Below are 12,372 nucleotides of genomic sequence, written 5' to 3'. Positions count from 1 at the left end.
AGCTTGCCTCGCGATCTTTCGATCGTGTAAAAGATCGCGAGGCAAGCTCGCTCCTACAGATTTGTGTGGCTTAGCCGAAGAAGTAGCGCTGGTTCATGGCGGCCACGTCGATGGGTTTGCACGTGGCGTGTACGCCGTCGACCTTGACCTCGAAGGTTTCCGGGTTCACTTCAATTTTTGGCGTCTGGTCGTTACGCACCAGGTCTTTTTTGGAGATGGTGCGGCAGTTGCGAATGGCCATGACCTGGCGGTCCAGCCCGGCTTTTTCTTTTACCCCGTCCTCCAGCGCGGCTTGCGACACAAAGGTCACGCAAGTGTCCTGCAGGGTTTTGCCGAAGGCGCCGAACATGGGGCGGTAGTACACCGGTTGCGGCGTGGGCAGGGAGGCGTTCGGGTCGCCCATGGCGGCCCAGTTGATCATCCCGCCCTTGATCACCATTTTTGGCTTGGCCCCGAAGAACCGTGGGTCCCAGAGCACCAGATCGGCCATTTTGCCGACTTCGACCGAGCCCAGAACATGGCTCACACCCTGGGCAATGGCCGGGTTGATGGTGATTTTCGCGACGTAGCGCAGCACCCGGAAGTTGTCGTTGTCCGGGCTGTCTTCCGGCAGTTTGCCGCGAGAGGCTTTCATCGCGTGGGCGGTTTGCATCACCCGCAGCCAGTTTTCGCCGACCCGGCCCATGGCCTGGGAGTCGCTGGAAAACATCGAGATCACGCCCATGTCCTGCAGCACGTTTTCGGCAGCGATGGTTTCCGGGCGCACCCGGCTTTCTGCAAACGACACGTCGGCGGGCACGTTGGGGTTGAGGTTGTGGCACACCATGATCATGTCGAACAGCTCTGCCTGGCTGTTGACGCCATAGGGCAGGGTCGGGTTGGTCGAACTCGGCAGCACGTTGAGCTGGCTGGCCACGCGGATAATGTCCGGGGCGTGGCCGCCACCCGCACCTTCAGTGTGGAAGGTGTGAATGGTGCGGCCTTCAAAGGCATCAATGGTGTCTTCGACGTAGCCGCCTTCGTTCAGGCTGTCGGTGTGGACCGAGACCTGCACGTCCATTTCATCGGCAATGCGCAGCGAGTGGCGCAGGGCGTTGGAGGTGGCGCCCCAGTCTTCGTGGACCTTGAGGCCCGCGACCCCGGCAATGATTTGTTCGCCCAGCGGGGCGTGGGCATATGAGTTGCCTTTGCCCAGCAAACCGACGTTGATCGGCAGGCCCTCAATGGCCCGCAGCATCTTGCGGATGTTCCACGGGCCGGGGGTTACGGTGGTGCCGTTGGTGCCGTCCGTGGGGCCAATGCCGCCGCCGAAGAAGGTGGTGATGCCATTGGAAAGGCCGTGATAAGCCTGTTGCGGCGAGATCAGGTGAATATGGGTGTCGATCCCGGCGGCGGTGAGGATCAAGTGCTCGCCCGAGATGGCATCGGTGCTGACGCCGACCACCATGTCAGTGCTGATGCCGGACATCACATCCGGGTTGCCGCTTTTGCCGATGCCGCAAATCTTGCCGTCACGAATACCGACGTCGGCTTTGATCACGCCCTGAATCGGGTCAATGATGGTGACGTTGGTGATCACCAGGTCCAGCACGCCGTTGTCGCGGGTCAGGTGGTTGTTGTGACCCATGCCGTCGCGCAGGGATTTACCCCCTCCGTAGACCGATTCTTCGCCGTAACCGCGCAGGTCCTTTTCGATTTCGACGAACAGGTTGGTATCGCCCAAGCGGATTTTGTCGCCGGTGGTGGGGCCAAACAGGCCTGCGTATTCTTTGCGTGAAATGGTGGGCATCGATGGCTCCTTGCTAATGCCGCGCTGGCGCTGAGGGCGTCATCGCGCAGGTGCAAAAAAAGTGAGTGCATGCGGGGCTGTGCGGGCTACGGATCGGTCTTGGAAAACTTGAAGCCCAGCTTGGTGGCAAGTTGTATGGCTTGCAGTTTTTCCGCGCGCTCATGCAGGGCGATGGTGTTGTCTGGTGCCCAGCCATCGACCAGATTGTTGAAGCCGTACACGGTCTGTTTGCCACCGTAAGGGATCAGCGACACTTCAATTTCATCGCCCGGCTCAAAGCGGATCGCCGTGGTCGAGGTGATGTTCAGACGTTTGCCGAAGGCAGCAGCCCGGTCGAATTCCAGTGCGCGGTTCACTTCAAAAAAGTGGTAGTGCGAGCCGATCTGAATCGGGCGGTCGCCGGTGTTGCGCACTTTGATCTGGGTCACCGGGCGGTCTTCGTTGAAGGTGATTGGTGTGCTGGCGTAGACAATGCCGCCCAGCGGTACATCGTCTTCCTGGCTTTTGGGCACGCCGCCGGGGTCTTTGGCGTTGGGGATGCTGTGCTCAGGATGCGTGTCCTGGTGCGGGCTGGCGGGTTCGGCAGTTTTTTTGCGGGTCATGACGGGCTCCTCAAAACAGGGGTGTGTGCGTTGAGCGATCAAGCCAGGCCGTTATTTGATCGGGTCGTGAACGGTCACCAGACGGCTACCGTCGGTAAAAATCGCCTCAACCTGAACGTTCGGAATCAGCTCGCTGACGCCTTCCATCACGTCATCTTTGGTCAGCACCTTGCTGGCTTCTGTCATGACGTCTTCAACCGACTTGCCGTCCCGGGCGCCTTCCAGGGCCGTGACGGTGATGATTGAAACGGCTTCCGGGTAGTTCAGCTTCAAGCCGCGCGCCTTGCGGCGTAGCGCCACGTCCGAGAGGGTGTACACCATGAGTTTGTCGATCTCTCTGGGGGTGAGCTGCATAAGCCCTCCTGTCTACAGTTCGGTAAAAATGAGTGTTCGGCGTGTGGGGCACGGCTTGAACCTGCGCCCACGCGAAGAGGCCGGTAACGGGCTGAGCCGTTCAGGCGTGGTGACAATAAATGAGTGTTTTACGGGGGCTGCCCACCCCGATTGACGGGCCGCAGGCACGTAATACCCGATGCAGGTGTGTTTCATCGGCTCGACCGTTCAAATCCATTGCGGTGGGGGCGATCTGAGCCTAGACCATATTTTTTGAGGGGGGAGCGCATGAGCAATTATTTGGGCGCAGGGGTTGTCAGAGCGTGTTGGCAGGGAGTGTTTTTTTGTTCTTAATTTTTTTATTAAAAACAATCAGTTATTTATCTATTCATGACTTTTTTTGAGCGTTCATCGTGAATTCGCGTTGTTATAAAAAATCACAAGACGGTAAAAAATCTTTATTTTAAGTAGGTTAATTCCTACCGAATAAGTAGGAATTGTCTTTAGTTTTTTGCGCTCAACCTTGCTGAACAACTGCGTGTTTTCGGTAGAGCGCGGCATGCAATTGATCATTCAGTTCGGTCAACTGCTGGAGCATTTGCAGGCTCAGCCAGACATAGGCATAGAACGGGGTTTCGACATTTTTGCTGTTGGCGACTTGCAGGGCCAGGTCCTTGAGGTCACGGGTGGTCTGCCGCAACTGGTCGCTGATGTCGTTGTTGCCAATGCCCATGCACAACGTGTTTTGCAGTGACTGCAAGGCGTGGGGGATCAACTGCCGAACCTCACGCAACACCGGCTCATCTTCAATCAGCGTGTGACTTTGGGCAGACGACCAATAGGCATCGATCATCAGCGTCAGCGTCGACAGCAAATTCCGGTGCAGCGTTTGCAGCCCATGCAAAACCGCCGGTTTCAGCTTGCTTTCACTGCTGGCCGGGACGATGTAGTTGCGCAGTTTGAGGATGGTGTCGAGCTCATCCTTTAGCTGTTCTTCCAGTTGCGGCCGCTCCAGGGTTTTCTGTGAAAAGCAGGTTTCGTACAGGTGCTTGAGTTTGCCAAGGCTCTGGCTGAAGGTGATGCGCCAATCGGTGTAGGCGCGCTGCGGGTAGATGCTCGAATAGAGCATCGCCAGCACGGAGCCGGTTAACACATACAGGCTGCGCAGAAGGGCAGACTCCATGTCATTGGGCGGTGAGCAACTGACCACGGCCAGGGTTGAGCCGATTAGCAAGGCCATATACGGGTGCTTGCCGAGGGTCAGGTAGCCGGCCACAAACATCACCACCGCGCACCACAGCAGCATTGCCGGGAATGAATAAATCTCCAGAAACAGCGCGATCAGCCCGGACACCGCGCCGATCACCGTCCCGCCAGTACGTTGCAGCGCCCTTGAGAACACGTTGCCCCAATACGGCTGCGGCCCCATTACGATCAGCAGGGTGATGAGGATCCACACGGCGCCATCGAGCCTGAAATAACGGATCACGGTGTAGGTGATGAGAAACGCCAGGCTGATGCGCAGGGCGTGGATCCAGCGGTAGTACCGGTAGGTCAGCTGTTCCAGGTTGGAGATCTTTTTACCCAGTTGCATAGATAGCCCCACGACGGCGAAGGATCGGGCAGCCAGCGTAGTTCAGGCTGGCGCGATTGACCATGTGCCATGCTTTAAGCAGATAGCACCCTCTGTATTTGGAATGGCGAGGAGGGCGCCTGCTGCGTTTAAGATGCTCGCGTGGTGCCAAAAAAATAATCGAGGATGGCCTGATGAACGCAATTCCAACGCTGCTGAACCGCAAGCCCTTGCCCGAGGCCTTACTGCTCGCATTGGGGCAACTCTTGGGTACGCGGCTGTCGACGTCGGCCAGTGTGCGCGAGCACCACGGCAGCGATATTTCGTCGCTGGGCCCGGTTCCGCCGGATGCGGTTGCGTTTGTCGAGAGCCTTGAGGAGATCATCAGCGTCTCCAGCCTGTGCCATGCCCACGATGTGCCGATGATTCCTTACGGCAGCGGCACCTCGCTTGAGGGTTGGCTGCAGGCGGTGCAGGGTGGGGTGTGCATCGATGTGTCGGGCATGAACCAGATTATCCAGATCCGCCCGGACGATATGGACGTGACGGTGCAGCCGGGTGTCACGCGCAAACAATTGAACGCGGCCTTGCACGGCACCGGCCTGTTTTTTCCGATAGATCCGGGGGCCGATGCGTCGTTGGGCGGCATGGCCTCGACCCGGGCGTCGGGCACCAACGCTGTGCGTTACGGCACCATGCGCGAGAACGTGCTGGGCATGACCGCGGTGCTGGCGGACGGTCGGGTCATCCAGACCGGCGGCCGGGCCCGCAAGTCTTCGGCCGGGTATGACCTGACGCACTTGCTGGTGGGGTCGGGCGGGACGTTGGCGACCTTCGCCGAGCTGACGGTTAAGTTACATCCCTTGCCTGAAGCCGTGTCGGCGGCCATTTGCACGTTCCCTTCAGTGGATCAAGCCGTGCAGGCGGTGATCCAGACCATTCAGTTGGGCGTGCCGATTGCCCGCATCGAGCTGATCGATGCGCTGACCGTGCGGGCGATCAACGCTTACAGCAAGACCTCACTGCGTGAAGCGCCGTCCTTGTTCTTTGAATTGCATGGCTCGGAGTCCGGGGTTAAAGAGCAGATTGAAACCGTGCGCCTGGTGGCTGATGAACACGGCGGCCAGGACTTTGAATGGGCGGTCAACCCTGAAGACCGCACCCGGCTGTGGCAAGCGCGGCACGATGCCTACTTTGCTTCGGTGGCGTTGCGTCCCGGCTGCCGATCCTTGACCACCGACTCGGTGGTGCCAATTTCGCGCCTGGCCGAGTGCATTGAAGCGACCGCCGCAGACCTTGAAGAAAATGGCCTGTTGGCGCCGATTTTTGGCCATGTGGGCGATGGCAACTTCCACGCCTTGATCCTCGTCGACCCCAACAATGCCGATGAAGTGGCCCGCGCCGAAGCGGTGGCGCACCGCCTGGCCGAGCGGGCGATTGCCTACGAAGGCAGTTGCACCGGCGAGCACGGCATTGGCTTGACCAAGCGGGACTACATGGCGGTCGAGCATGGCCAGAATGCCGTGGATGTCATGCGTTCAATCAAGCACGCGCTAGACCCCAAAGGCTTGATGAACCCCGGCAAGATTTTTGGCTGACGCCTGGGCGCCTCAAGGGCTGTAGAATCGCCTGCATGGAAATTCGACAGCTCAAATATTTTGTGGCGATTATTGACTGCGGCAGCCTCTCGGGGGCTGCCCGCGAAGTCTTTGTGGCCCAATCGGCCCTGAGTAAACAGGTCTTGGAACTCGAAAAAGAACTCGGGGTGCAGTTGTTGCACCGCAGCCGCAACGGCGTCAGCGCGACGGATCCGGGCAAAGTCTTCTACGAGTATGCCCAAGGCATTCTCAAGCATCTGCAGGACGCCCGCGTGGCGGTGCTCGACTCGGCGCAAACCCTCAGCGGTTCGGTGGTGGTGGCCTTGCCGCAGAGCGTCGCCAGCCCGCTGGCCTTGCCATTGCTGCGTGCAGTGGCGGCGCGATATCCGCATATCAGCCTGAACCTCAATGAAGAACTGACCGGCAATCTGTTTGAGCAACTGCTGTACGGGCGCATTGACCTGGCGTTGTTTACCGATGTCGGCTTGCCTGCCGAAATCGCCTTCAGCCCGCTGCTGCAAGAGGACTTTTACTGGCTCAGCGCGGCGACCGACCCTCAACCTCCGGGCACCGGCGCCCTCACGCTTGCGCAGGCACTGGCGCGCCCGCTAGTGTGGCCGGGGCTGGCCCACGGGCATTGCACGCGGGCGCTGGTTGAGTCTGCGCTGGCCAAAGAGGGTGCGTTCGTTGAGTCGGTGGCCCTGGAGGTTAACTCGGTGCACATTCTTAAAAGTGCGGTGGAGGCGGGGATCGGGCCGACCATCATGCCGCTCAACCTGGCCCGCCGCGAAGTCGACGAGGGGCGTCTGATTGCGCGGCGCATAGACTGTCCCGGGCTGTATCGGCGTGTAGGGTTGTGCGTGTCGACGCGCATGCCATCGACCCCGGCGCGGCAGGCTGTGGCCGACCTGATACGCCAGGTGGTGAGCGACATGTGCCTGCATGATCAATGGCCCGGCAGCCATGTGCTGACCGCCGGGCCTGCCTGAGCGGTCAGGGTTGTTGTGGCAGCGGGTTGGCCGGGGCCAGCCCGCTGATACCGGTCTTGACCTTGGGCACACAGAGGCCCAATACACCGCCTAATACCAGCACCGCTGCCATCATGTACATCGAGGCTTGGGTGCTGCCGGTAACTTGGGTGATCCAGCCGACCACGATGGTGGCAAAAAAGCCTGCGACGTTGCCCATGGAGTTGATCAGCGCGATACCTGCCGCTGCGGCAGCCCCGCCGACCACTGCGGTGGGCATGCTCCAGAACACCGGCAGGCTGCTGACCATGGCCGCGGTACCAATGGTCAAACCGATCATGCCGAGCACTAGATTGCCGCCGAACAGTGTGCCAAACAGCACCCCGGCGGCGCCCAAAGTGGCGCAGATTGCCAGGTGCCAGCGGTACTCACGATGGCGGTCGGAACTGCGCCCCACCAGTACCATGACCACCGCGGCTGCGGTGAAGGGTATAGCCGAGAGCATGCCGATCACCCACGGTTGCTCGATGCCGCTGTTGCGGATAATGGTCGGCATCCAGAAGCTGATGATGTATTGGCCCATGACCAGGCAAAAATACACGCCGCCCAGCAGCCATATTTTCGGGTTGAGCAACCCTTCGCGTATCGAGTGGCCTTGCTTGCCTTGGTTGTCGCGCTCGATGGCGGCCTGCATGCCTTGTTTTTCCTCGGCCGTCAGCCACTTGGCATCGGCGATGCGGTCATGCAACAGGTAAAACACCGCCATGCCCAGCGCCACCGCCGGCAAGCCTTCGATCACAAACAGCCATTGCCAGCCTGCGTAACCCGCCACGCCATGCATGTACTGCATGATGAAACCGGAAATCAGTGAGCCCAGCATGTTGGAAATCGGCAAGGCCGAGATAAACAACGCCACCATTACGCCCCGGCGATGGCCTGGAAACCAGGTGGTGAGGTAAAAAATAATCCCCGGGAAGAACCCGGCTTCAGCCACGCCGATCAAAAAACGCAGGGTGTAAAAGCTCCACGGTGTTTGTACAAACATCATTGCTGCCGAGAGCAACCCCCAGGTGACCATGATCCGTGCGATCCAGCGGCGCGCGCCGTAACGGTGCAGGGCGATGTTGCTAGGGACTTCAAACATCAGGTAACCGATGAAGAAAATCCCGGCGCCCAGGCCGTACACCGCTTCACTGAATTTAAGGTCATCGAGCATTTGCAACTTGGCAAAGCCGACGTTGACCCGGTCCAGGTACGCGACCAGAAAACACACCATCAACAGCGGCATGACACGCCAGGCCGTTCTGCGATAAGCCGAATCCAGATGCTGATCAATGCGCTCGGGGTGAGGCGAAGATGAATGAGTCATGAGAAGCCCTTTTTTGTTATAGCGCGCCTGAACACGGGCGTGGCCAGGCATCCTTTTTAGGCCGTGCAGAACATAACGTTTACGTAAACGCCAGCAGGGCAACCCAGACTCTAGAGTCGATGGACGATTCATACAATCGTCAGAGCGTTTTTTGTAGGACAAAACCCCCAGATACCCTGTAGGAGGGGCCGCCCCGTCTTCGACGCCGCGCTGTCGCGCAGCAAACAGGACAGCGAGTATCTTCAGCATCCCCCAATCGGTTCCCTCTCCTTCGGGAGAGGCGTGGTGAGAGGCCTTGATTTTTTGTACATATCCGTTGCTGCGGCAGCGGCCACTTAGGGTTCCGGCCTTACGCCGTGCCACTTTGAAAAGCGCAAAGTGGCCAAACGCTTTTTGCCCCAACCCCTCGGTGCCTACAGAGTCTTTAGAATCAATCACTTATTTCATGTTTGATAAGAGCGAGCTTGCCTCGCGATCTTTTGATCTTGCTGTTGAGAGGGTTTACGGCCGCTGCGCGCCCGATCGCAGCCTCGTGCCTCGTCAGCGGCTACAGGTTTTGCGTGCAGGAGCAATCTTTTGATCTTAGAGGCGCTCTATCTCCCGCTCCAACAGCCGGTAAATGCGCTCATCCAGGGAATGCGCCACATTGAATCGCATCCATGGAACGATCTGCGCGTTGGGCATGAACAGTTGGCCGGGGGCCAGCAGGATTTTTTCGTCGCGGGCTTTGGTTGCCAGCGCGGTCGAGTCTTCGATCAAGGGATGACGGGCCCAAAGAAACATCCCGGCATGGGGCTTGACGAACAGCTCCATGCCCGCGCCTTCCAGTAACCGTGCGACGGTTTCATGGGCGTCGGCGAGGTTGCTCTGCAACTGTTTGACGTGTTTGCGGTGGCGACCCTGAAGCAATACCGTCAGGGCCAGTTCTTCGGTTAGCTCCGAGGTGGTGAGGCCACTGACCAGCTTGAGCGGCACCAGTTCGTCGATCAGTTCCTGATGCGCCGCAACAAAACCAACCCGCAATGCCGGGGCAATGGTTTTCGAAAAGCTGCCGATGTAGATCACCCGCGACAGCTGATCCATGCCCGCCAGCGCTTGTTGGCCGGTGGTGTCGAGGTCGGCATAAATGTCATTTTCGACAATCAGGAAGTCGTACTTTTCAGCCAGTTGCAGCACCCGGTGTGCCACCGCCAGCGACAGGCTGGTGCCGGTCGGGCAGTGCAGGCGGGTGTTGGTGAAAAACACTTTGGGCCGATGCTGGATAATCAGCGCTTCAAGCACCTCAAGGTCAAAACCATCGAGGGTGCGCGGGACACCCAGCAGTTTGGCCCCTTGCAAACGCAAGTTGAGGAACAGGTTGTGATAGCCCGGTTCGTCGACCAGCACGCTGTCACCGCGCTGCACCAGATAACGCGTGACCAGGTCCAGCGCATGGCTGCCACCGCTGGTCAGCATGATTTGCTCAGGGTGGGCGGCGATTCGCGTGTCAGCCAGTTTTTCGGCAAGTTTAGCGCGCAGCCGGGGGGAACCTTTGGCCTGCCCGTAACCGGAAAAACTGCCGGGCTCGTTGCGGGCCAAGGTGCGCAGGCCGCGTTGCAGGCCGTCGTGGTCTGTCCACTGCTCGGGCAACAGGCCGATGCCCGGGCGTAATTCCATGCCCATGGGCTGGAAGACTTTTTGCAGCAGCAAGTGCGCGTCAAAGTCGAACTCAGTGTCTTCCTCGTGGGGCTCTGGTACAGGGTCGGGGCGCGGGTTGCCGGGGCTGCTGCGCACATAGAAACCGGCATTGCGCACCGGCGTCAGGTGACCGAGTGCCACCAGGCGGTCGTAGGCTTCGACAGCGGTAAAGTGGCTGACCTTGTGAGTCTGCGCGAATTTGCGGATCGAAGGCAGTTTGCTGCCGGATTTCAGCCGGTGTTCTTTGATCGCCAGGCTGATCCCCGAAACGATCTGGTTGACCAGTGACTCCTCGGAGTCGGGATCCAAAAACATCATAAACATCCGTCCAGGCTCGAAGGGCTGCGGTATGTGTACCGGTAAAAAGACCATAACAGTAATGCGCCGGCAGCAGGTTTTCTGTGCATGGTCGCCGCTGGCGTGCGGGGGCAAGCTTATGCCATTGCCACCTCAATCGAACAAGGACCCGCGATGCACGACACGCCTTTTCAATTCGACCGCAGCCTGATTTCCGATGATGAGTGGAAAACCCGTTGCGACCTGGCTGCACTGTACCGGCTGGTGGCGCATTTTCGAATGACCGATCTGATCGACACGCACATTTCGGCCCGGGTGCCGGGTGAGGAAGGGCACTTCCTGATCAACCGCTACGGGGTTTTGTTCCATGAAATGCGCGCGTCCGATCTGGTCAAGATCGACTACGACGGCAATACCGTCGATGCCCATCACGGCCCTGACAGCGTCAACCGTGCGGGTTTCAACATCCATTCAGCGATTCATGCCGCGCGCCATGACATCAGTTGCATCGTGCATACCCATACCTCGGCAGGCATCGCGGTATCCGCACAAGAAGACGGCTTGTTGCCGATCAGCCAGCACGCGCTGAAGTTCTACCGGCGTCTGGGTTACCACGATTACGAGGGCATCGCCCTCAACCCGGATGAGCGCCAGCGACTGGTGCGCGACCTCGGCCCGCACATGGTGATGATTTTGCGTAATCACGGCTTGCTCGCCACCGGCCGCTCGATTGCCGAGGCGTTCAATCAGATTTACTTCCTGGAGCGTGCCTGTCAGGCCCAGGTTCAAGCGCAGGCGGGCGGAGCGGCTTTGCGGTTCCCCTCCGAGGCCGTGTGTGAGTTGACCGCTCAACAGTCCGATGACGAGATCGAGCACAACCTGCATCAACTGGCCTGGTCGTCTGTGCTGCGTTTGATTTCCAAAGATCAAGGAGATTACCAAAGCTGAGGGACAGCAGCGGTCAGGTCGTCACCGGCCTGACTCAACACTCGACTGGCCCCAGAGCCAGATGTGCGAAGCTGGGCGCTCGCTCAGTGAGCGCTGCCAAGCGTGATTCAACTCTGCCATAACAATTAATCCTAGAGGTAGATATGAAAAAGACAGCAATCGGAGCCTTGCTTATCGCGGCTATTTCGGCCAATGCGATGGCTAACGAAATTACCGTGATTTCGTTTGGTGGTGCCAGCAAGGACGTGCAGACCGACGCGTTCTACAAACCCTTCGCCAACGCCAGCGGCAACAAAGTAATTGCAGGCGAGTACAACGGCGAGATGGGCCGGATCAAAGCCATGGTCGACACCAAGAGTGTCAACTGGGACGTCGTGCAGGTCGAAGCGCCGGAGCTGATTCGCGGTTGCGAAGAAGGCCTGTTTGAACCCCTCGACCAGAGCAAGCTGGGCAACCCGGCAGACTACGTGCCGGGTACGCTGTCCGAGTGCGGCGCGGGTGTGCTGGTGTGGTCGATGGCCATGGCCTACAACGGTGACAAAGTCAGCAGCGCGCCGACCGGCTGGGCCGATTTTTGGGACACCCGCAAATTCCCTGGCAAGCGCAGCCTGCGCAAAGGCGCCAAGTACTCACTCGAAGTCGCGTTGATGGCCGACGGCGTACCGTACGCCGACATCTATAAACAGCTGTCTACCAAGGAAGGCGTGGATCGCGCATTCCGCAAGCTCGATGAGATCAAGTCCGATATCCAGTGGTGGGAAGCCGGTGCGCAACCGATGCAGTTTCTGGCCAGCGGTGACGTGGTCATGACCACGGCCTTTAATGGCCGGGTATTCGCCGCTCAACAATCCGGGGCCAACCTCAAGGTGGTCTGGAATGGCAGCATCTACGCCATCGACTCGTGGGCGATCCCGACTGGTAGCAAAAACAAGGCCGTGGCCGAAGACTTTATTGCCTTCACCCTCAAGCCGGAAAACCAGAAGATCCATACCAAAGAGTTGGGCTATGGCTCGGTCAACCTGAACACCGCAGCGTTGTTGGACCCGGCCCTGGCAGCACGGCTCAATACCGCGCCGGATAACCTGTCCCAGGCCATGCCGATCAATAACGAGTTCTGGGTCAACCATGGCGAAGAACTGGAGCAGCGCTTCAATTCATGGGTCGCCAAAACCAAGTAATCGCAGCGAATAAATGCGGCCTGTCAGCAGGCCGCATTGC

Annotated in this window: 9 protein-coding genes and 1 pseudogene; 4 read left to right on the top strand and 6 right to left on the bottom strand. The window is 59.0% G+C overall.

Annotation, left to right across the window (positions count from 1 at the left end):
• Positions 1-70 precede the first annotated feature (70 nt).
• The 4 genes and pseudogenes from QMX84_RS19230 to QMX84_RS19215 form a co-directional block, all read right to left on the bottom strand.
• Positions 71-1,789 (bottom strand): urease subunit alpha, encoded by a 1,719-nt coding sequence (locus QMX84_RS19230; protein ID WP_282364535.1) that lies wholly within the window; start codon positions 1,787-1,789, stop codon positions 71-73.
• A 191-nt stretch (positions 1,790-1,980) separates the two neighbouring features.
• Positions 1,981-2,391: pseudogene (locus QMX84_RS19225) on the bottom strand (urease subunit beta); the annotation flags it as partial.
• Positions 2,392-2,442: 51 nt separating this feature from the next.
• Complete coding sequence (locus tag QMX84_RS19220) at positions 2,443-2,745, bottom strand: urease subunit gamma (protein ID WP_048369202.1); 303 nt, start codon at positions 2,743-2,745, stop codon at positions 2,443-2,445.
• 496 nt (positions 2,746-3,241) lie between these two features.
• Complete coding sequence (locus QMX84_RS19215) at positions 3,242-4,318, bottom strand: FUSC family protein (RefSeq protein ID WP_153338165.1); 1,077 nt, start codon at positions 4,316-4,318, stop codon at positions 3,242-3,244.
• A gap of 173 nt (positions 4,319-4,491) precedes the next feature.
• On the opposite strand from QMX84_RS19215, the gene QMX84_RS19210 reads away from it, so the two are divergent.
• A complete protein-coding gene (locus QMX84_RS19210; RefSeq protein ID WP_282364533.1) occupies positions 4,492-5,895 on the top strand; it encodes an FAD-linked oxidase C-terminal domain-containing protein in 1,404 nt (467 codons plus the stop codon).
• A 35-nt stretch (positions 5,896-5,930) separates the two neighbouring features.
• Positions 5,931-6,884 (top strand): LysR substrate-binding domain-containing protein, encoded by a 954-nt coding sequence (locus QMX84_RS19205; RefSeq protein ID WP_262123588.1) that lies wholly within the window; start codon positions 5,931-5,933, stop codon positions 6,882-6,884.
• A gap of 4 nt (positions 6,885-6,888) precedes the next feature.
• Here QMX84_RS19205 and QMX84_RS19200 read toward each other — a convergent pair whose 3' ends face one another.
• Positions 6,889-8,232, bottom strand: a complete 1,344-nt coding sequence (locus QMX84_RS19200) for an MFS transporter (RefSeq protein WP_262123587.1) — start codon at positions 8,230-8,232, stop codon at positions 6,889-6,891.
• Between the two features lie 582 nt (positions 8,233-8,814).
• Positions 8,815-10,227: a PLP-dependent aminotransferase family protein gene (locus QMX84_RS19195; protein ID WP_282364532.1), complete on the bottom strand. Its 1,413-nt coding sequence runs from the start codon at positions 10,225-10,227 to the stop codon at positions 8,815-8,817.
• Between the two features lie 153 nt (positions 10,228-10,380).
• On the opposite strand from QMX84_RS19195, the gene QMX84_RS19190 reads away from it, so the two are divergent.
• Positions 10,381-11,154 (top strand): class II aldolase/adducin family protein, encoded by a 774-nt coding sequence (locus QMX84_RS19190; RefSeq protein WP_123752139.1) that lies wholly within the window; start codon positions 10,381-10,383, stop codon positions 11,152-11,154.
• Between the two features lie 143 nt (positions 11,155-11,297).
• Positions 11,298-12,332 carry an ABC transporter substrate-binding protein gene (locus QMX84_RS19185; protein WP_153336104.1) on the top strand — a complete coding sequence of 345 codons (1,035 nt, stop codon included), beginning with the start codon at positions 11,298-11,300 and terminating at the stop codon, positions 12,330-12,332.
• Positions 12,333-12,372 lie beyond the last annotated feature (40 nt).

Source organism: Pseudomonas sp. PS01297 (assembly GCF_029959305.1).
Taxonomy (GTDB): Bacteria; Pseudomonadota; Gammaproteobacteria; order Pseudomonadales; family Pseudomonadaceae; genus Aquipseudomonas; species Aquipseudomonas helleri.
This window is presented reverse-complemented; position numbering and strand designations above follow the sequence as displayed.

Excerpts from the sequence above, each read along its gene's own strand:
- QMX84_RS19230 (WP_282364535.1), bottom strand. The coding sequence starts at position 1,789 with ATGCCCACCATTTCACGCAAAGAATACGCAGGCCTGTTTGGCCCCACC.
- QMX84_RS19220 (WP_048369202.1), bottom strand. The coding sequence starts at position 2,745 with ATGCAGCTCACCCCCAGAGAGATCGACAAACTCATGGTGTACACCCTC.
- QMX84_RS19215 (WP_153338165.1), bottom strand. The coding sequence starts at position 4,318 with ATGCAACTGGGTAAAAAGATCTCCAACCTGGAACAGCTGACCTACCGG.
- QMX84_RS19210 (WP_282364533.1), top strand. The coding sequence starts at position 4,492 with ATGAACGCAATTCCAACGCTGCTGAACCGCAAGCCCTTGCCCGAGGCC.
- QMX84_RS19205 (WP_262123588.1), top strand. The coding sequence starts at position 5,931 with ATGGAAATTCGACAGCTCAAATATTTTGTGGCGATTATTGACTGCGGC.
- QMX84_RS19200 (WP_262123587.1), bottom strand. The coding sequence starts at position 8,232 with ATGACTCATTCATCTTCGCCTCACCCCGAGCGCATTGATCAGCATCTG.
- QMX84_RS19195 (WP_282364532.1), bottom strand. The coding sequence starts at position 10,227 with ATGATGTTTTTGGATCCCGACTCCGAGGAGTCACTGGTCAACCAGATC.
- QMX84_RS19190 (WP_123752139.1), top strand. The coding sequence starts at position 10,381 with ATGCACGACACGCCTTTTCAATTCGACCGCAGCCTGATTTCCGATGAT.
- QMX84_RS19185 (WP_153336104.1), top strand. The coding sequence starts at position 11,298 with ATGAAAAAGACAGCAATCGGAGCCTTGCTTATCGCGGCTATTTCGGCC.